Raw genomic sequence first — 22,671 nt, 5'->3', positions numbered from 1 at the left:
TTTCGATTGGGGCGGACTATTTCTGGACGATGAATTCGGGCGAGTTGGTGATGAGGTAGAGCGCGGTGCGCACGCGGGAGCCAGCATTGGCCTGGGTCACGGGCGGTGCGTCCACATAGGTGGCGGCCACCTGATCAATGATGATGCTGCGCGGATCATTGCCACCGACGACATAAGGATACTTGGCCTTCAGGGAACCTGCGCAGAGGAGGTCATCCAGCCGGTCCACAAGGTAGGTCGTGGCACTGATTTCCGTCTGGCCAGCGGTTTCACGCACCAGGCGATAATCCGTGGTGAGGCTGCCGAGGTTAATGAAGACATTGTCCAGGTTGCCTGTGGTATCACCCAGCAGAGTGCCAGTGGACTGGCCGCTGGCGGTGGTGGCGGCAGGATCAATGATGGAACCATTGTCAATCGTGCGGTGATAGTTCACGGTGCGGACGACGAGGTTTTCCGTCATGATCTGGAGTTCCGGCGCAACGAGACCAGCAGCAGCCACGCGGCCACCGGGGGTGTAGTCGGGCAGGTACCAGTTGAACACGCTGGGCATGTTATTCGGGATCTGGCCGAGGTCGGTCAGGGTGTCGCTATACCGGTAGCTGGTGGCCCCGGTGCCCAGATTGGCGAGCTGGCCCGCAGGGTAACCGTAGCTGCTGAGATCTCCCATGTTGATCTGGGACTTCGAATTGAAGGCGCGCAGGATCTGGGTGTAGCGGATGAGGGGCTCCTTCACCTTGCCAAAGCCAACGTTGACCGAGGTGGTGCTATTGACAACCTGGGGATCCACATTGGTGAGGCTGCGGGCTTCGTAGTCCAGCAGGATGGCTTTGACGACATCCTTCAGACTACCTTTGACACCGCTGCCGTTGTTCAGGAACACCTGCGAAACACGGTAAACATAGCCACGGCTGGGGTTGCTGGTGACCAGACGCTGGATGAGGCGCTTGCAGATGAAGGGCGCGGTGTTGGCGTGGTTGTAGAGGGTGTCGAGAGCCTTGTCGAGATCCGCCTCGGCATAGTTGGTTCGGGCGGTGGTGTCGGTGCTGGTGCCGGTGTAGGCATCATGCGCGACCCCGAGGATGGTCTTGGCCCCTTCGTCATGATAAGCGGGGAAGTTCTTCATCGGGTTTTCATACCCAGGATGGAAGTACTCCGCACCTTCGCTGGCATTCAGAAAAGTGTTCTGAACAAGGGTGGGCACATAGCCGTTGGCAGCGCTATTTTGGACATAGGCAAAGCTCCAGCCAGTAAAGATCTTGGAGAGCTCTTTAATGTCATCGTTATCATAGGTGGCGATAGGCTGGCCATTACCGCCAAGCTTGATGGTGCCGTCGGGGTGCAGTTCCAGCAGGCCGATGGAGAAGAGCTGCATGATTTCACGGGCATAGTTTTCATCAGGAGAGAGGGTCTGCACGCCATTGACATCAAACTGGGCCTTCTGGTTTTTCAGATGGCTCAGATACTTGCCCATGATGGGGCTCTTGCTGATGTCCTCCAGTAGGTGGCGGAAGGTGATGGCGCTTCCTGTGGCGCTGCTATACGTGCCGTTAGGCGGCTGAAGATGGCGCTGGCCATCAGCGAAGTCGCCCAGCATGTCATAGTAGCGGCTGTGACCATAGGTGCGGGACTGCACGGTGCCTTCGCGGTCAGACACGACGAAGATCTGCTCCAGGGCGTAGGCGGTGCGCTGGCGGAGCTGGTCATGGGCGCGGTTGGCCAGGGTCCACCAGGCGCGGCGGCGGTTGATGTGATCTGTGTCGTAGGACTCCTTGTTGAGGCCTGGAGGGATGGGGCGGTAGGTCCAGGCTCCGGCAGGGCTGGGGACGGAACCCCAGCGGGTCCAGTCGAGCGAGTTGTTAGGCGGCGGTGCGGCGGGATAGGTCTCGTTCACTGTGGTGGTGGCTGGATTGTCCACGACCGCTGGCAGATCTGCCTGGAGACCGCGTAGAGCGAACTCCTGGTTGTCTGCAGCGAGGTGGTAATCATACAGCGTGGTCTGGCTGCGGCTCCACTGGTCGTTGATCCAGGCGGTGTAGGCGGCGATGCGGTTGGTGGCCAGTTTCTTGTCACCGGAGATGGTGGCATAGAGGGCATCCGCATCGGCCTGGCTGGCACCAAAGGTGGCCTGGGTGAGGAAGCGGATGATGTCGCGGCGCACCTGTTCATCGGTGGTGAAGTTTTCCAGGCCGGGGGCCGCAGGTGGAGTGACGAAGGGACCGACGCCATTGACGCGGGTGAGCTCGGCCTTGATTTCACCACTGGAGTAACGGGTGGTGTGGACGTTGACGTAGAGGAGCTCGGTCGGCGTTTTGCGGAAGAGCGCATCAATGAGCTGCTGGGCTTTGTAACCGGCGGAATCAACGATGGTCCAGGGATAGTCCGAAAGCGGGCCGTTGGGCAGGCCGTCTGGGTCGCCATAAACAATGGTGCCGCCGTTGTAGTGAACGTGGCTGCCATCAATGTCGGCCTGCGGCGTGGTGAGGCCGTTGAAGACCGTGGAGATGCGAGCCTTGTTGTTAGGTCCGTTCAGGATCACCGTGGCGAAACCGGAGGCGCTGGTGACTGCGGTGCCCTGCGCGAGGAAGGTGCCCAGGAAGAGTTTTTCATTCGCCGGGATGTCCATCAAATCGTTGATCAGAACGACGGAATTTGTGGGAGAGGCAATGGTGTAGAGTGAGGCATTGGCCACAGCCGTCATACGCAGGCCCTCCGGGTATTCATTGAGACCGTCATCCACAGGGCGGATATAGATATCCACGCTTTGGGCATCGGCTGCGAGAGGGATGCTGCTGGTAACCTGGGTGCCACCGGTGGAGGCCGTCCATGCAGTGTAGTCTGCACTGCTAGCAGGAGCGCGGTTGGCATCGGTGGTGGCGGTGCCAGCCAGGGTGAAGTTTACCGTCATGGGGGCAAAACCACCGTTGCGGTTGATTCGCAGCCGGGCGTTCGTGCGGCTGGTGGGATTGGCGGTGATGTCGTTGATCTCATAACCGCTGGTGGTGACGGTGCTCACCGTGATGACGCCGCCAGTGAAGGTGGTGTGGTTGCTGGAGGTGACCAAGTCTAACCGGTTATGATATTCCTGCTGGCTGGTGAGGAGGTCGCTGTCTGGGTCCAGGCCGCCATCGGCGCCGTTGTTGGGGTCGAGCCCGACGGTGGTTTCCCAGGCGTCAGGTGCGCCATCTTCGTCCAGATCTTCAGCGCCTTGCACGGTGAGGAAGGCCACGGTTTCGGCGCTGTGGGTGTTGTTCACGGTGCCTTCGCCATACTGGGCGGGATGGGCGTCTTCCTGGGCCACGAGGTCCACACGATCCGCAAAAAGATAGCGCCAGCGGAGGGTGGCGGGATCAGTATCGTTCTTCGTCTGCATGGAGGCGAAGAGGTAGGGATCGGCATGTGGCCGGGAGAAGGTGCGGGTGCGGAAGGAGCTGTCAATGTTCGTCCCCGTGCCGGCCTGGAAGCGCATGCGGGTGGTGAAAAAATTGCTGCTGCCCTGCGTCATGGCCACCCAATGCACGGTCTCTGCTGCATGAGGCGTGGTATCGATTTCGGATTCATCCAACTCGACAGCAAAGCTGCTGGCGGTGACGGCGCTGACGCGGGACTGGACGGCCTGCGCATCCGCTACGGTGGTGACTTGGCAGAAGAGAACGGGCGCTGCTGGGAAGCCGGAAGCAAGGGCCTGCGATGTTCCCGTCTGCGTGACACCCGTCTTGGCCCCGGCCTGCCAGAGAGTGCCACCGATGGCATAGGTGCCGGATTCCATGACCAGATAGCTCAGCTTCTCAGCGATGTTGTGGCTCTGCGTGCTGTGGTGATCCCAGCGGTCCACCTGGAACTCGAAGCCAGTGGTGGTGACATTGCGCACACGGATGGTCATCGAGGTACTGCTGCGGTAGGAAAGCGGGCCGGTGACGACGACGGGATTCGTATAGCTCGTGGCGAAGGTGACGGGTGTCCAGGTGGTGGCGCTGGCCTGGGTGACGATGACGTCGCCGACTTCCACCTTGGCGGCGAGTTCGCCCGCCATGTCGCCGAGGACGACGTAGCCGAGGTCTTCGGCAATGTGCGCCGTTTCAGCGTCTGCGGAGGTTTCCTCCTGGATGCGAAGCTGGACGCTGGTGGTGGTGAGGGAGGCCATTTTCAGCTCGCCAGCATCCGCTTCATTCGCAGACTGCGTTTGTGCAATGAGGACAGGGGCCGTGCGGGCGGCGGGGAAGGTGACGGTGGCGAGGGTGCTGGTGACACCGCCAGTGGTGCGGACGGCACTGAGGACCTTGCCATCTAGGTAACCGGTGCCGGTGGAGATAGCCATGTAACCGATGCCTTCATTGGAAAGGGTGCCCGTATCCAGCTCCTGCGTCTCCAGCTTCACCTGGAAACCGGTGCTGGTCACGCCGCTGATGCGGGTCTTCAGCGCCTTCACGCCCAAGCCGGTGACGCCGGCGGAGTTGACGGTGGTTTCCACTTGGCCCAGGACGACCGGGGCGGCGGTGAAGCCAGTCAAGGTCGAGGCGACATTGGTGCGGTTGACGGCACTGATGCGGCCAACCTGCCAGCGCTGGGTGCCGAAGACATGAGTGCCTTCCGTGAGGGCGAGGAAGTGAACGGTCTCAGCCGGGTGATAGCCGTTTTTGAAGTCCCACTCGTCAATCTGGTACTGGAAACCGGTGGTGGTGACGTTGCGTACCCGGAGGACGCACTGCTCGCTGTTCGCCTGCGTGGCCGGGCCCATGACCACCACGGGCGGAGTGGCAAAGGTGCGGGCGAAGGTGACCGTGTTCCACTGGTCTCCTGTATTCTGAACGGGTGTGGTGAGGACGCCGGTTTCGAAATTGGCCGGGGCTGCAAAAGCGGCTCCGGCAGCGAGGGTGGCGGTGAGAGCGATGTTTCGCACCCAGGAAGTTAGGGCACGCAGCCCAGGTTGATATCGAGGTGGTTGGATAGCCATAACGCGACGCATTTCAGCGGGCGCGGCAGAGCTGGGGAAGGGGGCTGCTGTCCCCTTTTCGGGGGATGGGCAGTCTTAAGCTTGGCCTTCGGCGTTGATTGCCAAAGGAAATACAAGGCCGGAACTGTCAGGGTGCACGAATGGCTTCCTCAATGGTTGAAGACAAATTCAGCGGAGTTGATGAGCGCCCAGGCCAGGTCTTCAGTCGCTGTCTGGCGGGTGCTGCCAGGTGCCGTATAAAACTTCAGCGCCGTCTGCAGTTCCTCCGCCTGCGGCAGGCGGTTGTAGGCGGCGAGATAAATCTCCTTCACGAGCTGCGGTTCCGGCAGTGCACTCTTCACCAGGGTGCTGATCTTGCCTTCCTTGGAACTTAGTTTCGTCTGCAGATCATTCGAATTCATCAGGTGCAGCGCCTGGATCACGCTGGATTTGCGCTCGCGCTCACAGGGGCACTCCATGCTGGCATTCGGGCGGCCAAAGGCATCCAGAAAGGTGCTGTCCAGCTTGTGATTCCACGTCTGCACTGCGCGTGAACCTGGAGGCAGACCGCTGAAGCTTTCGCGCACGCCCGTGAGGTCTCCCAGCGCATCCAGCAGCACCTCGGCACTCAGGCGGCGTTTGATGGAGCGGGAGAAGTTCTTCGTGTCCGTGAGGTTGTACTCGTTCGGCTGGGAGCTGAGCTGATACGTGCGCGAACTCAGGATGGTGCGAATGAGGTGTTTCAGGTCGTAACCGTGGGCGATGAAATCCTGCGCCAGCCAGTCCAGCAAGGCAGGGTTCGTGGGGGGATTGGAGACCCGGAAATCATCCACAGGATCCACAATCCCACGACCGAGGAATTCAGACCACAGGCGGTTGACGATGGCCTTGGCAAAGAAAGGATTGTCACTGCTGGCCATCCAATCGGTGAGGCGGGCACGCGGATCCTGCCCGGCCACGTAGGGCATCTCAGGGCCGTCGGGTGGTTTGGGTAGCATCCCCGCCTCGGTGATGGGGTGCTGCACCTCGCCCTTGCCGCTGTACCACCAGTACTCAGGCTCGCCGGAGATGGGGGCGGAGATGCCCTGGCCTTTGCGGCCCATCTGGCCAAAGAAAGCGGCGAGTTGGTAGTAGTCCTCCTGCGTCCATTTTTCGCTGGGATGATGGTGGCATTTGGCACAGTCCAGCCGCACACCGAGAAAGATCTGCGACACGAAGGAGGAGGCGTCCACGGGCTCGCGCTTGTCGCGGAAGATCGCCACCGGGCCATGCTCGTGCGTGCTGCCTTCAGCCGTGAGCAGTTGCTTCACCATCTCGTCATAGGGCAGGTTCTGGCGGAAGGCTTCACGCAGCCACTGATCCAGCAGATACACCGGCTTCACGCCGACGCGGGAAGGGTTCGGGCGGATGAGGTCGCCCCACTTCACGGCCCAATGGTCGGCGTAGTTCGGGTGCTCCAGCAGCTCTTGGATGTAGCGTTCGCGCTTGTCCGGACGGGCATCGGCCAGGAAGGCCTTGGCACGTTCCGGGGTGGGCAGCAGGCCGATTGCATCCAGTGAGGCTCGGCGGAGGAATTCCTCGTCCGTGCAAGTTTCCGAAGGCAGCAGCCCCAGCTTCTGATGCCGCGCATACACCAGGCGGTCCACCTCATTGTTCGCGGGAAGATTGGCATACTTGGCGTTAGGCAGAAGCTTGTCCGCCGGAACAGTGATGCGGGCCACATCCACATGACCCATGTAGCGGACGAGGACGACACCTTCACCGCTGGTGCTCCCGACTTCGACCTGGCCGTGCTCATCCACCTGGGCGATTTCCTTGTCCTGAGAGAGGAACTCGGTCAGCGCGGTGACGTCCTGCGTCTTGCCGCCGCTGTAGCTGGCGGTGACTTTGAGCGGCTGTTTCTGTCCCTTTTTATACAGGGCCTCACGTGGGCTTACAGCCACGCTGAGGAGGGTGGCTTCATCGGCCAGCTTGGCTGGTGCCCCCTGCTGCAGCCAGGAGACGATGAGCTGATAAGGCAGGCTGCCTTTCGTGATTCGTGCGCCGCCCTCATGCGGCACGCTGCCGGTGGCTTTTTTTAGCAGCAGGCTTTCTTCCGGCGCTGCGAGGAAGACGCGCCGACCACGATCATCCCGCATGATCTCGTGGTAGTCATTGGCGGGGTCATAACCGAAGACGGAAAGCTTGAAGTTGTTCTGCCCTTCCGGTTTGGCATGGCAGTTGCCCGCAGCACAGCCCGCCTTTTGCAGGTGGGGCATGACATCGTGGATGAAACTGACCGGGCGCTCGCCCGCACTCGCCAAGGAGGCCAGGGTGAGTGCAGCAAAGGTCAGCAAACAGGGGCGGAACATGAGCAAAATACGCTCACATCGTCCCGTTCTTACGGGATGCGGGAGCGGACTCTGACGGCTGCACGGGGACTGGGGACAGGCCACGTGGCAAAAAGATGGGTTTTGGTGACCCGCGTATCAGGTATGAGCGACAAAGTAGGAATAACAGGATGTATGTCGCGTGCTAGGTCCAGGGCACCAAACCCTGAACCATGCACTCAAAACCTCATCGCATGGCCTCTATTGAGTGAAGGCAGGCAGCTTCACAATCTTTCCGCCAGCAAGGGCGGATTCATGGGCGCAAAGGCCCACACAGGTCCAGTTGGCGGATTGTTTGGCATTGGGGAATGGATCGCGCCCTTCCGTGAGGGCGGTGGCGAATTCGTGGGCCAGATGTGGGTGGCTGCCGCCGTGCCCGCTGCCCTGAACAAAGCTGAGGTGGGTTTTTTTGCCGAGGTCGTAAACGCCTTTGGTGGTGAAGTCACGGATGGCCTTGGGCAGGCGCTTGGCATAGTCAGGCGCTTTCACCAGCTTGGGAATTTTGTGCTCGGGCAGTTTGGCGGTGTGCATCACCAGCGGCTCATGTTCGACCAGCGGCCATTCGATGGAGGCCTTGTCACCATAGACATCAATGCTCTCACGATACTGCCGGGCGGTGTCAAAGAGACTGCGGATGACGCGGGCGCTGAGGTCACTGTCCTTGAATTTCACATGGGCGGTCTCGACGGCAAACGGAGAGCCGTATTCCTTGATCAGTTCAGGACGGATGTTGCCGGAGCCAAAGCAGCTCACGTACTCCGCTGGTGTTCCGGCCAGCGCAGCCACGGGGCCCACGCAGTGGGTGGCATACCACATGGGGGGCAGGCCCGGCCAGTAGTTTGGCCAGCCGTCCATGTCCTGCTGGTGGCTAGACTGGAGGAACTGCAGCTTGCCCAGGCGGCCCTTTTCATACTGCTCCTTCATGTAAAGAAACTCGCGGGCATACACGACGGTCTCCATCATCATGTAGCTGAGGCCGGTCTTTTTGACGAGGTCGCAGATCTTTTTGCAATCCTCAATGCTGGTGGCCATGGGGACGGTACAGGCGACGTGCTTGCCAGCCTGCAGGGCTTCGATGGACATCCAGCCGTGATCTGGGATAGGCGAGTTGATGTGGACGGCATCAATCGCCGGATCCTTCAGCATCTCGCGGAAGTCGGTGTAACGAACGTCCACGCCGAAGGCATCACCGATGGATTGCAGTTTCTTCGGGTCACGCTGGCAGATGGCGTAGCAGACCGTGTTGGGGTGGCGTTGCCAGATGGGGATGAATTCAGCCCCGAATCCGAGGCCGACGACGGCGATGTTGAGCTTCTTCTTGGTTGGCATGATGGTTGGTTATAACGGGAGTTCACGGCCAGGAGAAAGGACAATTTTTAGGGTCAATCGGACGTGACCACGAAAGAGGCTTCGGTCGCGCAAGATGAGTCTAACGGGAAGTGTGGTCAATTTGGCCTGCATGATGAAGCACCTTGACCTTTGACCCTCCTGACCTCCTCTCCTACACCCCTTGCTCCCGCGTCCCCATCAGCCGGTGAAGCAGGTCCTCCTCACTGGCGAGGCCGATAGGTTCGTTCTGCTCGTTGAGAACAAGAACGAGCGTGCGGGCGCGTTTGCGCATGCGCTGGAGAGTCAGGAGTGCACTGTCATTCGCGTGGACGGCATCCAGCGTGCGCATGTGGTGGCGCACAAGGCGGTCCGGCGGGCAGTAAGAGGGAAGGGTGGCCAGATCAAGCACACCGACGAACTGGCCCTTGTCCCCGATGACAGGGAGGGTGGTGGCGGCGTTCTCCCGCGCCATGATGAGGGCCGTTTCCAGTGGCAGATCGCCAGAAAGCGCGATGCTGCGTGTCAGGGGGCGCATGATGGCCGAGGTGCGGAGCTGACGGTAGCGAAGGGCGCTGTGGATGAGGCGCGCAGCGGCCGGGCTGAGCTGGTTTTGACGGCTCAAAAGATCGGCCTGGTGATGCAGGTCATCACGGCCTGCGGACTGGTCTGGAATGTCCTGGGCGGCAGCGGGGGCACTGGAGAGGGAGCGGAAAAGCGGCCGGAAAAGACCCACGCTGAGGACCAGCGGGGTGAGGGTGCGGATGCTGCGGAAGGGGTAGCGGCGGAAGAGTTTCTTGGGCAGCACCTCAAGGACGATCAGGAAAATGGGCAGCGCGACGATGAAGGCGAGGAAGTGACCCCAGGGACCGGAAAGGCGGACGAGCTTCCAGGCGAGGATGAGGAAGGCCGTGAGATTGGTAATGTGGTTGGTGACCGTGATGGCTCCCAGGAGAGCATCTCGATCCTCCAGCAGCGGCAGCAGTCGCATCGCCCGTCGGTCGCCTGCACCCGCAGCATGGCGCACCCGCACACGGCTGACGGCGAGAATGGCGCTCTCCAGCCCGGAAAGGGCAAAGGAAAGGCTGAGGGCCAGGATGAGCAGAAAAACCCAGGTCATTTGCTGTCGAAATCTTCTAGCAGAGGTTTCTTCAGCCGCAGTTCCACCTGCTGCACGCGGGCCCGCACAACGCGGCGTACTTTGAGGTCGGCGTCTTCAAGCTGGACCCGCTCACCGGCTTTAGGCAAGTGGCCCAGGAGGTTGAAAACCAGGCCGCCAATGGTGTCCAGTCCCCCGCTGTCGGGCAGCATGATGTGCAGGGCAGAGGTCACGTCATCCAGCCGGGTACCACCTTCCAAAAGATAACGTCCATTGCCCAAATCGCGGATTTCAGCGCCTTCACCCTGCCAGGGAGCGGCCTCATAAAGAAGCCAGTCGGCGATTTCATCCTGGCTGACCATGCCTTCCAGGCCGCCGTATTCATCCACAATGAGCAAAGGTTGGGCGCTGGTCTGCAGGTGCTCATGCAGGGCATCCAGAACGGGCATAGTTTCAGGCACGAACTGCACGGGGCGCAGCATGTTGGCCCAGGCGGGGCGGCCAGCGAGGCGCCAGGCAAGAGTGTCGATCACGCCTTCGACCACATCAGGTGTCTCTCCATAAACCACAACGTGACGGCCGGCCGATTGCTCCAGCGTGGAGGTGGTTTTCTCAGGCTTGTCAAAGGCGCTCATCAGCGTGAGGTCCACACGGGGCACCATGCAGTCACGCACAGTCAGTCCTTCGATCTCGAGGGCTTCGCGGATCATCGCGGCCTCAGCGGCGTCGATCTGGCCCTGCTCCTCGCGCATTTCCACCAGGGTCTCAAATTCATCCCGGGTGATGGGCAGCCGGGGCTTCACCTTCTTTGGGATGAATCGGCGGATGAGGGCCTCGGTGCTGCGGTCGGCCATTGTTGAGATGGGGTCCAGGATGCTGCGCAGCGGATTCAGCAGGCGCAGGCTGCCCAGCAGGACGGCGGAGGGAGAACGGGCCGCGAGAAACTTCGGCACCACATCGCCGATCAGGACGGTGCCCACAAAGAGCAGGGAGGCTGCAAGCCAAGGGTTCCATCCCAGGGTGCGCATGGGGCCTGATACCAGATGCAAACCCAGCGCCGCAAGGGCGAGGTTGAGCGTGGCGGAAAGTAACAGGGTGCGGTGCAACTGGGCGAAAGGATTCGCAGTAATCCTTCGCAACTTCCGTGCCACGCCCGCGCGTGCCATGCCGGCCTGCGTATCGAGATCCCTCGCCATGTGGATGGCGGTCTCTGTGGCGGAGATGAGTGCCAGGAGCAGCAGCAGCGCCAGATAAGAGATGACAGGAAGAATGGGCACAGCCAGGGCGGGAGAACTAAGCTCAGTAGTTAAACAGGTCTTTGCGGGTCAGTTCGCGCTCGGGCGGGTTACCTTTGATCGTGAGGGCTTTGTTCAGGGCCGTGGCGATGCGCATCTGCATGCGGGTGGTGAGGCGGCGGCCTTTGCGAGCGCGCTGCACCGCCTTGTGCGTGATGGGGGCGGTGCTCGCCTCGACGATGGCGTGGTTGTCGAGTCCACTTTCGGTCAGCATGGCGTCAAGGGGCTGAGGGCCGAAGTTGCGCTCGATAGGCGTGTCTTCGCCTTCGGTTTCGATTGAAGTGGCGTCTGTGTCGGTCATGTTAGAGATTTGGTTAGGCTTCTGTTGTTTTGTTAATGGTTAGGTGGATCTTTAAAGGGTTGGGTCAGACGAGGCGCAGTCGGGTGAGGTCCTGGGTGTCCACGAGGCCGACAGGGCGGCCTGCGGCATCAATGACCACGATGTCGTCCACCCTCGCAGTCTGCAGGGTGGAAAGGACCTCGGCGGCCAGTTTGTCGGCCTGGATGCTCACCGGGCGCGGCGTCATGTAACGGGAGACAGGGTGGGCGGCGATGGCGTGGTCCGTCTGGAAGGCGCGGACGAAGTCGCCATGGGTGAAGACACCCGCGAGGCTGCCATCCCCGTGCTGCACGATGGCGGCACCGGCGCGCGCGCGCGTCATCGCATGCAGGGCCTCTTGAACAGTGGTCTCCGGCGTGATGAGCGCCAGTTGGTCGCCCTGACGCATGACATCGGAGACGCGGGTTAGGAGGGCACGACCGAGGGAACCCCCGGGATGCAGGAGAGCAAAGTCCTCCTGGCGAAAGCCGCGCGCCTCCAACAAAACCATGGCGAGCGCATCGCACAGAACGAGCATGGTGGTGGTGCTGGCGGTGGGAGCAAGATTCAGTGGGCAGGCCTCCTGCGTGACAGCGACATCCAGTACACAATCGGCCTGGCGGGCGAGGGTGGAAGTGGCCACACCCGTGATGCCGATGAGGGGCAGTCCCTGGCGTTTGAGGTGCGGCAGCAGGTCAATGAGCTCGCTGGTCTCCCCGCTGTAGCTGAGGAGGATGGCGAGATCGCCGGGATCAATGACGCCCAGGTCGCCATGCAAGGCATCACCCACATCTAGGCACACCGTGGTAGCCCCGGTGCTGTTCAGGGTGGCGGCGAGTTTGCGCCCGATATTGCCACTTTTGCCGACCCCGCAGACGATGATCTTGCCGCGTGCAGTAAGGCAGTCGTGCAGGAGGTGGATGGCCTGGGTAAAGGCCTCGCCGATGCGCTGGTGCAGCCGCTCCAGCTCCTCAATTTCGAGGCGGATGACGCGGCGTGCTTGTTCGGGAAAGTTCATGCGAGGGGCCACTCTCCCGGAAAGGGGACGGGCGGCAGTAAGACCCACTTTCGTTTACCAGACGCGCTCGATAAACCGCTCGAAGAAGCCTTTGGCGGCGGCGGGTTTGGAGTACTTGCGGGAGTCGCCCGTGTCCTGCTGGGTGGCGTAGAGCGGTCCTTTATGGTCGATGACCTTGATGGACTTGATCTCGATGCGGGCGATGGGGCAGTCATTGCCGTCCACGGGCATGTTGGAGATTTTTTCGAGGGTTTCGATGCCGGAGACCACCTGGCCGAAAACGGTGTACTTGCCATCCATGGAGCCGTAGTTGCCCAGGGAGAAGTAGAACTGGTAACCGTTGGATTTGCGGCCGGGGTTCACCTTGTCACTGCGGCGGCCCATGGCCACAGCACCTTTGCGGTGGGTGCGTTTGATTTCGGCTGGGACGGTCTTCGACTCGCCGCCGGTGCCCCAGCGGTCGCGCGCACCTTCGTCGGAGGTGAGAGGGTCGCCCGTCTGGACAATGAAGTTTTCGATGGCGCGGTGAAAGGCAAGGCCGTTGTAAGAGCCCGTCTCGCAGTTGTCCATGAAGTTAGAGACGGTCATCGGAGCGTCATTGGCGTAAAGCTCAAACATGACGGTTTCGATGGTGCCGCCAAAGCTGACTTCCATCACGGCCAGCTTGCGCTGGGAATCTTTCGGCCATCCGGCCGGGTCCTCCACCTTCGGCGCGGCAAAGGTGGTCTTGCGGCCAGTGGTGGTCACAATAGGTCCGCCAGGAATGGCGGTGGCACTGCTGGCCCCAGTGGCATTGCCACGCTCGGCAGCTTCAAAGAGTTCGCGCTGGGCCTGCTCCGCCATCTTATCAATGGGCGCTAGGGGTGTGACGGGCAGATTCGGAATGCCGCCCGGCGGTTGCACTGTGGCCGGTAGGGTCGTGGTGGGCAGCGGGGGCGCAGCCTCCTGGGCAGACACAGGTTGGCCGAGGCCGATGGCGAGCAGAAGAAGGGCGGAAAGAAGCTTCACAGCGGAGGGGACGATTTTTTTCAGCAAGGGGGCAATGGGCGGCCCAGAAGGCCAGGGGACTTAGCGCAGGGCGGGGTCCAGCGGCACCGGGGCGGCATTCGGCGGCGGCGTGTTCAGCACCTCACGCGGAGGGGCGGAAGGGGTGGCGGAGGAAGCCGGAGCACTGTAAGTGGGTGCTGGGGCACTGTACTGGTACGAACGCTTCGGTGCGCCACGGGAGGCACGGGGCGGCAGGCCCCACTGGGTGTCCAGGCGGTCCAGCTCGGCCACCGTCGGGTAGCTGGCATCCACGCGGCCAGTGCTTTCACAGGAAGCGAGAGTGAGGGCGGCGCTGGCAGCGAGGAGGAGGCACGAAAGTCTCATGAGGAAAGGCAGAACAGTTTTTGGAATTGAACGTTGATTCTAGTCACGTCACCGCACACAAGCAACCCGGAATCAGGCCCCCCGTGCTTGGGTGGGGGGTAGCAAAGGGTATCTACCGGGGCCGTTTCATTTCAAACATGTCTGTCGTGCGGCAGTACCAGTGCGGTGCCTGCATCCGCCCGATAGGGTGATAGGTCCCCGGCTGCACATGCCAGGTCTCAGGGTCGAAAATACCATCGCGGACATGAACCCTCAGGACCTCCCCGATGATCAGGCGGTTGTCGCCGATCTCGATGATGCTGTGGCTACGGCATTCCAGCGCGACCGGAGCCTCGGCAATGCGCGGTGGTTTGACGACGCTGGAGGCTATCGGGGTTAGCCCTGAGTGAAGCAGCTCATTTTCCCCCGGAGGCAAAGCAGCTGCGCAGTGGTTCATCTGCAGGCCCAGGGGCTCATCAATCAGATTGATGACGAATTCATGGGTCAGGCGGATGTTCCGTGCCGTGTCCTTCGGGATGCCTGGGGCGCGGTCGCCGGGGCACAGCCCCACGATGGGCGGGCTGTCCCCCAGGACGTTGAAGAAACTGAATGGGGCGGCATTCACCCGTCCTTCCAGATCCACCGTGGTCGTGAGGGCGATGGGGCGTGGGGTGACGAGTCCAGAGAGAATCAGATAGGCGTCTTCCCGCAGAGGGCCGGTGAGGTCGATTTCCATAAAAGTGTGTGCAAACAGAACGTCCTCTGTCCGGCACCCGGTTTTCAGAAAAGGCGGGCCGGGGACAGGATAGCGTTGTTCGCAGCATACCGGCGGCGGCAGCCTAATGGCAAGCGGCAGCGGACTCGCCTCGCGGGATTTGCTGCACACCGGGTTGCAAATGGGCCGCACTTCCCTATCGCTAAGTTCTCCCTGCCACATGCTCGATCCTGTCCAACTCCTCAGCGCCTACTGCGAAGGTGCCTTCCCCATGGGGGATGAGGGCGGGCGCATCTCATGGTTCCGGCCACCGCATCGCGGCATCCTGCCCATCGCGGATTTTCACGTCCCACGCCGTTTTGCCCGCTACCTGCGGGATCACCCCTTTGAAGTTCGGTGGAACACCTCCTTCGGCGATGTGATGCGCGGCTGTGCCGACCGACCCGAAACCTGGATCACCGACGCGATTTTGGACAGTTACCAGGAGCTCCACCGCCTCGGCTTTGCCCACAGCGCAGAGGTGTGGCGCGGCAGTCGTCTTGTGGGTGGCGTGTACGGCGTCTCAATCGGCGGGGCCTTCTTTGGCGAAAGCATGTTCAGCCGCGAGACCCAAGCCTCAAAGGTCGCCCTCACCCACCTGCAATGGCGTCTGAAAGAGCGCGGCTTCATCGTCCATGACACCCAGTGGACCACCGATCACCTCGCCAGCCTCGGCGGCTACGAAATCCCCTGCGCCGATTATCTCGATCTCCTCCATCGCGCCATCCGCCTCCCCGTCACCTTCGATGACCGCCCCCTCGGCGCGCACATGGTGTTCCGGTGAGAGGTTAGAGTTTGGGCAGAAAGGGAGCCCCACACCCAAAAGATTTTTTCCTGTGAGATCGGTGGGTCTGTGCTTTCTGTGGTGTCGTATATCATCCCGCTTTGAATTCTCCCTACTCCCACGCTGCCCTGATTATTGTTGGCCACGGTTCCACTCTGAACCCAGACTCCAGCGCGCCCACGCACCGCCATGCGGATGAGATCCGCCGCCGGGGCATCTTCCGGGAGGTGGTCTGCTGCTTCTGGAAGGAAGAGCCCACCATGCGCGAGGTGTTCGAGTCCGTGGACAGCGATGTCATCTACATCGTGCCGAATTTCATCAGCGAGGGCTACTTCTGCCAGCAGGTCCTGCCCCGGGAACTACGCCTGGACGGCCCCGTGACCCAGCGGGATGGAAAGACGATCCATTACTGTGATCCCGTGGGCATCCACCCAAACATGACACGCCTGCTGCTGCAGCGTGCGGATGAAGTGGCCCCCGGCGTGCCCAGGGCGGAGACCAGCCTCATCATCGTCGGCCACGGCACCAATCTGAATGACAACTCCACCAAGGCTATCCAGGAGCAGGTGCGGCTGATCCGGGACGGCGGTTATGGTTTTGCGGAGGTCGTCGATGCTTACATGGAGGAGGCTCCGCTGGTCTCAGACTGGGTAACCATGACCACCGCTGCGAATGTCGTCGTGGTGCCGTTTTTCATTGCCGATGGTCTACACAGTTTCCAGGACATTCCCGTGCTGCTGGGCATGGAGAAAGAACCCGGCAAGGCCCTCAGCGAAATGGAGGTCTTCCGGCAAAACCCCATCCTCATGCATGGGCGGAATCTGTTTTATAGCAGCGCCATCGGGACTGAGCCGCTGATGGCGGAGGTCATCTTGGACCAGGTCCATGACTTTGATGCTAAGCATGGCGTGCAGGCGAGTGCTATGGCGGCACCACGCCCGCTGCTAAAGGAAGGGCTCCTGCGCTGGATGGCAGAAGGGCGCGATGTCATGGGGCAGGTGCTCTTTGTTCCAGAAGGGCCGGGCTACCTTCTGCGCCACGTCGCAGATGCAGACCTGCCCTTGGACGGACTCACCCAGCATGTCGGTGCGCCAGCGGCGCGGGAAATCGCACGCTGTGATGAGACAGGCGCTTTCCGGCCCATCAAGACCGCCGCGACGCTCCGCCGCGGCTGGGCGCTACAGGTAGCGGATGTGGAGGAGCTGCTGCTCGCGCTGGAGTTCTTCTATCCGGCTGCTTTGGGCATGGCTCTCGCGCAGGCCGCTGGCACCTTGGTTCCAGTGCCGCTGCGCAGCCTCCTGGGTCGGCAGACCGGCATGTACCGCTTTGCCAATGGTATCACCGATGCCCAGGCGGGAGAGATCATCGGTAGCACTTGTCAGGTAGAGGCAAAGTGCCTCCGGCGTATTGTGTTTGGTCTCGATTCAGCACAGCCCCTCGGCGGCCCTGCCGTCGTCAAACTGGGCGCGGATGCGGGTCTCGTTCCTGGAATGGCCGCGGGTCGCTGCGTGCCGCTCCTGTGCATGGAGGCCTGCAACCACATCGTCTCCGTCGCCCGCAAGGTTTCCCGCGAAAACAACGATGCCAAGGCCAAACAGACGGCCAGTTAAGCAGTAGCGTCACCGCCACCGCAAAGCGTCCTGGACTGCGCCAGTCCTCTGGCGCTTTCGAAATGCTCTCCCATCTCCAACGACCACCGGCCCAGAGAGGAGCGCGGAGATTCGCTTCGCGGCTTCGCACCTCTCCGCGTCCTAAATCACCGGACGCGTAGCGTCCCACTCCTTCCGTCGGCTCGCTCACGACCGAGCCTCCCTACGCCCCAAGGAGCGGGGCTTGCCAAGCCCCGCCTCTTTAACGTGACATCACCCTCAAGCCTCCACAGCCCCTCTCCACGCCTAACCATAAGAATGTCACATTTGGAAGGCTCGGCCCGGCATCCATCCCCGGTCCCGCATGCGAACTCCTTCCAGCCCTCACGCCCATGACCCTCGAAGACCAGCGCCAGCACATCCTCACCGGAGCCATGTACAATGACCTCACGCCCGAGCTCATCCAGGCTCGCGAGTGCGCCGTCTTCGCCACCACGGCCTACAATGCCAGCTTCGGCCAGCCACCCGCGCAGCGCGAAGCTCTCCTTCGCGAGTTTCTCAAAAGCGTCGGCCACAGCGTCCATTTCGAGCCCCACTTCCGCTGCGAATTCGGCTTCAACATCACCCTTGGCAACCGCTTCTACGCCAACTTCGACTGCATCATCCTCGATGGCGCATCTGTGGACATCGGCCACAACGTCCTCCTCGGCCCCCGCGTCAGCATTTACACCTCCAATCACGCCTTCGATCCCCAGGAGCGCATCGCTGGCGGCTGCTTCGCCAAACCCGTCAAAATCGGCGACAATGTCTGGATCGGGGGCGGTGTCCACATCACCCCCGGCGTCACCATCGGCGAAGGTAGCATCATCGGTGCCGGCAGCGTCGTCACCCGCGACATCCCACCCCAGGTCATCGCCGCCGGCGTGCCCTGCCGCGTCATCCGCTCCATCACCGAGGCCGACCGGACCGGATTTCAGCCTGCATGATGAGGTCTTCCTGGAACTGATTCCAGGTAAGGGAAGAAAGAAACGGCCGCTAACTTTAACCACCGATGCTGGCAAAGGGCAGGGCTAGAGAGGATCAGGAAGCGGCTTTAATCTGAACCATCACGCCTCGTCTCGATTCTTCAAGTTCACTCCTGGCGCACTGAAGCATAATAAAAAAGCTGCAGTCCGTATGATTGCATCGTTTGTTAGCCACCACCGGGCTCACTTCACCCCCGTCTCTTTCAAAGTCGCCGCATCAAAAAGCCGCACCTGCTCCTTACCGGTGAGTCCTTCGATGACCATGAGCCTCGATCCCTCAGGGGAGAGGTCCACACTGGTCAGGTACCCCAGAATGCGGAGGCTGTTTTTTACTTTGAAGTCCGGCAGGCTCACTTGGACGACATACTGATCATAGTGCTGCTGAAGCAGGAACGCCGTGTTGTTATAGACCAGAAAGGCCTCCTTGGAATCTGGGGTCACCAGCACGTCTTTCAGCAATGCACGGTTAGAGGATGACCCCAAGTGCTTGCCCGTGGTCGCATCACTGAAGATGACGCTCTCGGAATAACCCCAAGTGAAGATGCCCTTTCCATCGGGTGTTGCCTTCACCATCGGTCCTTCCACATCGTCATGCTCTGGCAGGTCAAAGAGCCGTTTCAATGAAGGCACTTCATGCACCCCAGCCCTGCCACGCGCTCGACTCACCACCAGCCGCTTGCCTCCTGGGAGAAAGCGACCGCTCACTCCATTGGTGGCCTCCAGGGCTTGGCCTAGGGGGCGGCTGGTCTGCGTGTCCCAGAGTTGCAGGTAACCTTTCGGTCCATTTTCACCGGGACCATCGCACGTCACCACATGCTGGCCATCTTCAGAAAGATTAAAACTGAAGTGCCATCCCTCCCGGTTCGGATGTGTCATAGGCTCACCCGCCAGTTTCCATGTCGTTGTGTCATATCGCCTCAGCACACCCTGATGAGTAATGATAAAACAGACGGGTCCGTCTTTGGCGAACTTGGCTGCCAAACCGGATACATCAAAATCCTCATTGGGCTTTTCCAGCGTCAGTTGGGCGATTCGTTGGCCGCTTTTCACCTCAAAGATCTGCGCCTGCTGTTTTTGATCAAACAGCAGAACCTGGGAAAGATCCGGTGAAAACGCAGGGGAGCCTCTCCCAGTTTCCAGTAACTCAATGGCGATGGGGGGAGAAATCGCCATCCCCGTGGTCATGTCAAACACACGCGCCGTCCCCTCTCCGACACTCGCTACAAAACGTCTCCCGGTCTCTTCCACAAAATAGGGCAGTTTCATGGACACTTGTTCGAGATCACCTTTAACCGCGCGCCCTGATTCCACATCCCACAGACCCAGCTCTCTCTTGCTCATCCGCACCAGCACCCGGCTGCCATCCTCATTGAATCGGGCCTGCCTCACACCTCGCAGATCCGCCAATCGCTGGTCTTCCGCCGCTCCCGCGTGTCCCAGCCAGGTAAACAGTCCCAAAAGCAAACTTGCCTGGCAAACATGGAAAAAAGAAGGCGTTTTCATAACAAAGGAAACCTGAGGACCCGATTAAAACCGTTAAGCTCCGCTGAGGCAAGCTTATGCCTAAAAATTCACCTAGCGATCCCTCAGTGAGTCCTGGCCTTGTCGCTGCGGATCCTCCCCTCTCATGGAAAGCTATTTTCCGTCGCCTCTCACCGTTCTCTTCGCCTCAGCCAGGCCGAGCATACCCACAAAATTCTCGACTTAGCTCCAAACCGCTCATCCCGCCTTGCACCGCCGTTTACCCGCCCGGATATTCCTCTCAAATCGTCGCGCCATGCCTCCGAAAGCTCCCATTTTGTAGCACCCATCGGCCATTTCCCCAGCTCTCCCCAAATCCTCCCCAAAATCCCCCGATGGGGATTTATATCCCCAAGAAATCCCCATCTCAATCCATTGATCATCAAGGGGTTAAGCTCAAAAATCCCCAAATGGGGAAAATTTCTCCTTCGCCCCTCACACTGACCAGAACTCCCCCCACCCCCCCGAACCTTTTCCGAAACCCGCTTGCATCCCCAGTCTCCCCGTCCAAATCCACCCAGACACTTTTCATGAGCGGATTCACAGGCACTCTCAACCCCCAGCAGCGGCAGGCCGCCACGCACATTCACGGACCTCTCCTCATCCTGGCCGGGGCCGGGACGGGCAAGACCCGCGTGGTGACAGCCCGCATCGCCCACATGGTCAATGAGGGCATCAAGCCGGAAAATATCCTCTCCGTCACCTTCACCAACAAGGCCGCCGCCGAAATGCGCGAGCGTGTGAAGGACATGGTCCGCGGCTCCGCCGGGAAAAAAGTCGTCCTGGGCACCTTCCACGCCTTTTGCGCCAAGCTGCTGCGCGAATTTGCCGAGCACGTCGGCTACAAGAAAAACTTCGTCATCTACTCTCAGAACGACCAGATCAGCCTCATGAAGCGCGTGCTCAAGGGCCTGCTCATCAAGGAGGAGAACATGGATCCCCAGGTCGCCCTGGGCCGCATCAGCAAGGCCAAGAACAACAACGAAGACCTGGGCGACCCGACCAAGGATCTCATCCCGGCTGTGGCCGAAAAGTATGCCGATGAAATGCGTGCGCTGAATGCCATGGATTTCGATGACCTTCTCTGCCTCGGGGTGAAGCTTCTCGAAGACACCGCCAGTGTCCGCGAGATCCTCCACCAGCGTCACAAGTACATCATGGTGGATGAGTTCCAGGACACAAACTCCCTGCAGATGCGCCTCCTCCGCGCCCTCACCCCCCCGCCTTACAATGTCTGCGTGGTGGGCGATGACGATCAGTCCATCTATGGCTGGCGCGGGGCCGAAATCACCAACATCACCGAGTTCGAAAACTTCTTCCCGAACCCCACCGTGGTGAAGCTGGAGGAGAACTACCGCTCCACCACGCCCATCCTTCACACGGCGAATAGCCTCATCACGAACAACATCGGCCGCCGCGTGAAAACGCTCTGGAGCCGCAATGTCGGCAATGACCTCGTGCGCCTCATTGCGACCGAGGAAGATGTCGAAGAGGCCGAGATGATCTCCAAAGAAGTGGAGACCGCCTACTTCTCGAACAAGGAACCCTGGGAATCCTTCGCCGTCCTCTTCCGCACCAATGAACAGAGCCGTATGCTGGAGCAGGCCTTTCGTGCCCGCAAAATCCCTTACCGCGTTGTCGGTGCCCGCAGCTTCTTTGACCGCCGCGAAATCAAGGACACCCTCAGCTACCTCACCGTGCTGCACAATCCGCACGATGACATCTCCCTGCTGCGCATTCTGAATACGCCCCCGCGCGGCATCGGCGGCACCACGGCAGAGCTTGCTCGCGATCACAGCATGGAAAAGCAGTTCAGCATCTGGGTCGCCCTGTGCGATCCCGATTTCCTGCGCCAGATCCCGGAAAAGTCCCGCGCCGCCGTGCGCCAGTTCACCGGAATCATTTCCAAATACGCCGCCTCCGCCGCGACTTCCGGCACGCAGGGCACCGATCTCGTCACCATGACTGAGGCCTTGCTGAAGGAAGTCGAATACATGGAGTACCTCCAGAAGCTCTCGAAAAAGCCCGAGGAATTCCACGCCTGGGAGCACGGCTTGTCCCTTTTCCTCACCCAGCTCAGCAACTACCAGGAGCGCAACCGCAAGGATGGCCTCGGCGGCTTCCTCGATGAGGTCTGTCTCAATGATGAGCGCGAGGACAAGGACGACATCGAAAAGAAAAAGGGCGTCTGCCTCATCACCCTGCACGCTAGCAAGGGGCTCGAGTTCCCCATCGTTTACCTGCCCGGTCTGGAAAAAGGCATCCTTCCGCACAAGCGCAGCTACGATGAAAACCGAGTGGATGAAGAGCGCCGTTTGTTCTACGTCGGCATCACCCGTGCTCGTCAGCGCCTAACCATCAGTTACGTGCGCTACCGTACTAAGTGGGGCCACCGCCAGGCCGAGCTGCCCAGCCCTTTCCTGGATGAACTCGACCGCACCTATGTGGACGAGATGGATTACACCAAGCACATGAAAGAGGCCCCTTCCGTGGAAGAGACCACCAACATGTTTGCTGGCCTCAAGGCCATGCTCAATCAAGAGTGAGGCCCGTTCTGGCCACTACTTCAGTGCCGCATACACCCGATGCACATCCGCATGACCGTCCAGCCCCTGCAGGAAGCTGGCCACGGCTTCATGTTGCTCTTCCGAGAGGGCAGGGTAGTCCTTGGGATGGTAGTGAAGCTCCGAGGTGGTGATCTGCCAGCCGGCGGCTTTCAGCGCCTTGGTCACCGTATCCAGGGAAGTGGTGGCGCAGAAGAAGCGGGCCCCGATGTGGCCAGCGGCTTCCTCTTCATCCAGGTCCAGTGGCTCCACATTGTCAGCCTCCGCCTCCAGGGCGGCCACTTCGATGTCCAGGGACTTGTCCGTGTGCTGGCCTTCAATGAGACCGCAATGCTCAAACATCCACGCCACCGATCCCGGTGTGCCCATGCTGCCTGCCTTGAACAGCACGCGCACTTCAGAGGACGTGCGGTTGTTGTTGTCCGTCAGGCACTCCACCATCACCGGCACACGGTGCGGGGCAAAACCCTCAAAGATCACCGTCTGGTAGTTCACCTGCTCGCCGCCGATCCCGGCACCTTTGGCGACAGCTCGCTCGATGGAGTCACGAGTCACGCTCTGCTTGCGTGCCGCCATTATGGCCGCATACAGGCGTGCGTTCAGATCCGGATCCGGGCCGCCGAGGCGTGCCGCCACTTGGATTTCCCGCGTCAGCTTGCCGACGATTTTGCCCTTCTGATCGGCGGCCAGTTCCCGCCACTTCTGTTTCCATTGTGCACCCATGAGTC

At 60.7% G+C, this 22,671-nt stretch carries 16 protein-coding genes; 4 read left to right on the top strand and 12 right to left on the bottom strand.

The genetic code is table 11. The annotated features are described in order from the left end of the window. Positions 1-16: 16 nt before the first annotated feature. The 10 genes from ABEB25_RS16860 to ABEB25_RS16815 all read right to left on the bottom strand — a co-directional run bounded on the left by ABEB25_RS16860 (position 17) and on the right by ABEB25_RS16815 (position 14,442). Positions 17-4,951 (bottom strand): DUF1800 family protein, encoded by a 4,935-nt coding sequence (locus ABEB25_RS16860; protein WP_345737599.1) that lies wholly within the window; start codon positions 4,949-4,951, stop codon positions 17-19. Between the two features lie 149 nt (positions 4,952-5,100). Beyond that, a complete protein-coding gene (locus tag ABEB25_RS16855; protein WP_345737598.1) occupies positions 5,101-7,281 on the bottom strand; it encodes a DUF1553 domain-containing protein in 2,181 nt (726 codons plus the stop codon). A 219-nt stretch (positions 7,282-7,500) separates the two neighbouring features. Next, positions 7,501-8,628 carry a Gfo/Idh/MocA family protein gene (locus ABEB25_RS16850; protein WP_345737597.1) on the bottom strand — a complete coding sequence of 376 codons (1,128 nt, stop codon included), beginning with the start codon at positions 8,626-8,628 and terminating at the stop codon, positions 7,501-7,503. Positions 8,629-8,800: 172 nt separating this feature from the next. Further along, on the bottom strand, positions 8,801-9,745 hold the full coding sequence (locus ABEB25_RS16845; protein ID WP_345737596.1) for a CNNM domain-containing protein: 945 nt from the start codon (positions 9,743-9,745) through the stop codon (positions 8,801-8,803). Then, positions 9,742-11,001 carry a CNNM domain-containing protein gene (locus ABEB25_RS16840; protein WP_345737595.1) on the bottom strand — a complete coding sequence of 420 codons (1,260 nt, stop codon included), beginning with the start codon at positions 10,999-11,001 and terminating at the stop codon, positions 9,742-9,744. Before ABEB25_RS16840 ends, ABEB25_RS16845 begins: the two co-directional genes overlap by 4 nt. Before the next feature lie 22 nt (positions 11,002-11,023). After that, on the bottom strand, positions 11,024-11,320 hold the full coding sequence (locus tag ABEB25_RS16835; protein ID WP_345737594.1) for a hypothetical protein: 297 nt from the start codon (positions 11,318-11,320) through the stop codon (positions 11,024-11,026). A 64-nt stretch (positions 11,321-11,384) separates the two neighbouring features. Next, entirely contained in the window at positions 11,385-12,356 is a 972-nt protein-coding gene (locus tag ABEB25_RS16830; RefSeq protein ID WP_345737593.1) for a KpsF/GutQ family sugar-phosphate isomerase, read from the bottom strand. 54 nt (positions 12,357-12,410) lie between these two features. After that, positions 12,411-13,364 carry a peptidylprolyl isomerase gene (locus ABEB25_RS16825; RefSeq protein ID WP_345737592.1) on the bottom strand — a complete coding sequence of 318 codons (954 nt, stop codon included), beginning with the start codon at positions 13,362-13,364 and terminating at the stop codon, positions 12,411-12,413. Between the two features lie 60 nt (positions 13,365-13,424). Next, on the bottom strand, positions 13,425-13,727 hold the full coding sequence (locus tag ABEB25_RS16820) for a hypothetical protein (RefSeq protein WP_345737591.1): 303 nt from the start codon (positions 13,725-13,727) through the stop codon (positions 13,425-13,427). A 112-nt stretch (positions 13,728-13,839) separates the two neighbouring features. Beyond that, positions 13,840-14,442 (bottom strand): flavin reductase family protein, encoded by a 603-nt coding sequence (locus tag ABEB25_RS16815; RefSeq protein ID WP_345737590.1) that lies wholly within the window; start codon positions 14,440-14,442, stop codon positions 13,840-13,842. Positions 14,443-14,641: 199 nt separating this feature from the next. Here ABEB25_RS16815 and aat point away from each other — a divergent pair, with 199 nt between their 5' ends. The 3 genes from aat to ABEB25_RS16800 all read left to right on the top strand — a co-directional run bounded on the left by aat (position 14,642) and on the right by ABEB25_RS16800 (position 17,819). After that, positions 14,642-15,244: a leucyl/phenylalanyl-tRNA--protein transferase gene (aat, locus tag ABEB25_RS16810; RefSeq protein WP_345737589.1), complete on the top strand. Its 603-nt coding sequence runs from the start codon at positions 14,642-14,644 to the stop codon at positions 15,242-15,244. Between the two features lie 101 nt (positions 15,245-15,345). Beyond that, a complete protein-coding gene (locus ABEB25_RS16805) occupies positions 15,346-16,854 on the top strand; it encodes a CbiX/SirB N-terminal domain-containing protein (protein ID WP_345737588.1) in 1,509 nt (502 codons plus the stop codon). 371 nt (positions 16,855-17,225) lie between these two features. Beyond that, positions 17,226-17,819: a sugar O-acetyltransferase gene (locus ABEB25_RS16800; RefSeq protein ID WP_345737587.1), complete on the top strand. Its 594-nt coding sequence runs from the start codon at positions 17,226-17,228 to the stop codon at positions 17,817-17,819. A 222-nt stretch (positions 17,820-18,041) separates the two neighbouring features. Here ABEB25_RS16800 and ABEB25_RS16795 read toward each other — a convergent pair whose 3' ends face one another. Next, on the bottom strand, positions 18,042-19,361 hold the full coding sequence (locus ABEB25_RS16795; protein ID WP_345737586.1) for a WD40 repeat domain-containing protein: 1,320 nt from the start codon (positions 19,359-19,361) through the stop codon (positions 18,042-18,044). A gap of 548 nt (positions 19,362-19,909) precedes the next feature. Between ABEB25_RS16795 and ABEB25_RS16790 the strand changes: the two genes are divergently transcribed. Further along, positions 19,910-21,925, top strand: coding sequence for an ATP-dependent helicase (locus ABEB25_RS16790; RefSeq protein ID WP_345737585.1), 2,016 nt, complete (start codon positions 19,910-19,912; stop codon positions 21,923-21,925). Positions 21,926-21,940: 15 nt separating this feature from the next. Here ABEB25_RS16790 and ABEB25_RS16785 read toward each other — a convergent pair whose 3' ends face one another. Beyond that, positions 21,941-22,666, bottom strand: a complete 726-nt coding sequence (locus ABEB25_RS16785; protein WP_345737584.1) for a YebC/PmpR family DNA-binding transcriptional regulator — start codon at positions 22,664-22,666, stop codon at positions 21,941-21,943. Between the last annotated feature and the right edge of the window lie 5 nt (positions 22,667-22,671).

The organism is Prosthecobacter algae, from assembly GCF_039542385.1.
GTDB classification, from domain to species: Bacteria; Verrucomicrobiota; Verrucomicrobiia; order Verrucomicrobiales; family Verrucomicrobiaceae; genus Prosthecobacter; species Prosthecobacter algae.
Note: the sequence above shows the minus strand (reverse complement) of the source record. Positions and strands in the feature narration are given on the sequence as shown.

Bases quoted from the DNA above. Each gene is read 5' to 3' on its own strand.
- ABEB25_RS16790 (WP_345737585.1), top strand. From the start codon at position 19,910: ATGAGCGGATTCACAGGCACTCTCAACCCCCAGCAGCGGCAGGCCGCC.
- ABEB25_RS16850 (WP_345737597.1), bottom strand. From the start codon at position 8,628: ATGCCAACCAAGAAGAAGCTCAACATCGCCGTCGTCGGCCTCGGATTC.
- ABEB25_RS16835 (WP_345737594.1), bottom strand. From the start codon at position 11,320: ATGACCGACACAGACGCCACTTCAATCGAAACCGAAGGCGAAGACACG.
- ABEB25_RS16860 (WP_345737599.1), bottom strand. From the start codon at position 4,951: ATGGCTATCCAACCACCTCGATATCAACCTGGGCTGCGTGCCCTAACT.
- ABEB25_RS16815 (WP_345737590.1), bottom strand. From the start codon at position 14,442: ATGGAAATCGACCTCACCGGCCCTCTGCGGGAAGACGCCTATCTGATT.
- aat (WP_345737589.1), top strand. From the start codon at position 14,642: ATGCTCGATCCTGTCCAACTCCTCAGCGCCTACTGCGAAGGTGCCTTC.
- ABEB25_RS16785 (WP_345737584.1), bottom strand. From the start codon at position 22,666: ATGGGTGCACAATGGAAACAGAAGTGGCGGGAACTGGCCGCCGATCAG.
- ABEB25_RS16800 (WP_345737587.1), top strand. From the start codon at position 17,226: ATGACCCTCGAAGACCAGCGCCAGCACATCCTCACCGGAGCCATGTAC.
- ABEB25_RS16845 (WP_345737596.1), bottom strand. From the start codon at position 9,745: ATGACCTGGGTTTTTCTGCTCATCCTGGCCCTCAGCCTTTCCTTTGCC.
- ABEB25_RS16820 (WP_345737591.1), bottom strand. From the start codon at position 13,727: ATGAGACTTTCGTGCCTCCTCCTCGCTGCCAGCGCCGCCCTCACTCTC.
- ABEB25_RS16855 (WP_345737598.1), bottom strand. From the start codon at position 7,281: ATGTTCCGCCCCTGTTTGCTGACCTTTGCTGCACTCACCCTGGCCTCC.
- ABEB25_RS16795 (WP_345737586.1), bottom strand. From the start codon at position 19,361: ATGAAAACGCCTTCTTTTTTCCATGTTTGCCAGGCAAGTTTGCTTTTG.
- ABEB25_RS16830 (WP_345737593.1), bottom strand. From the start codon at position 12,356: ATGAACTTTCCCGAACAAGCACGCCGCGTCATCCGCCTCGAAATTGAG.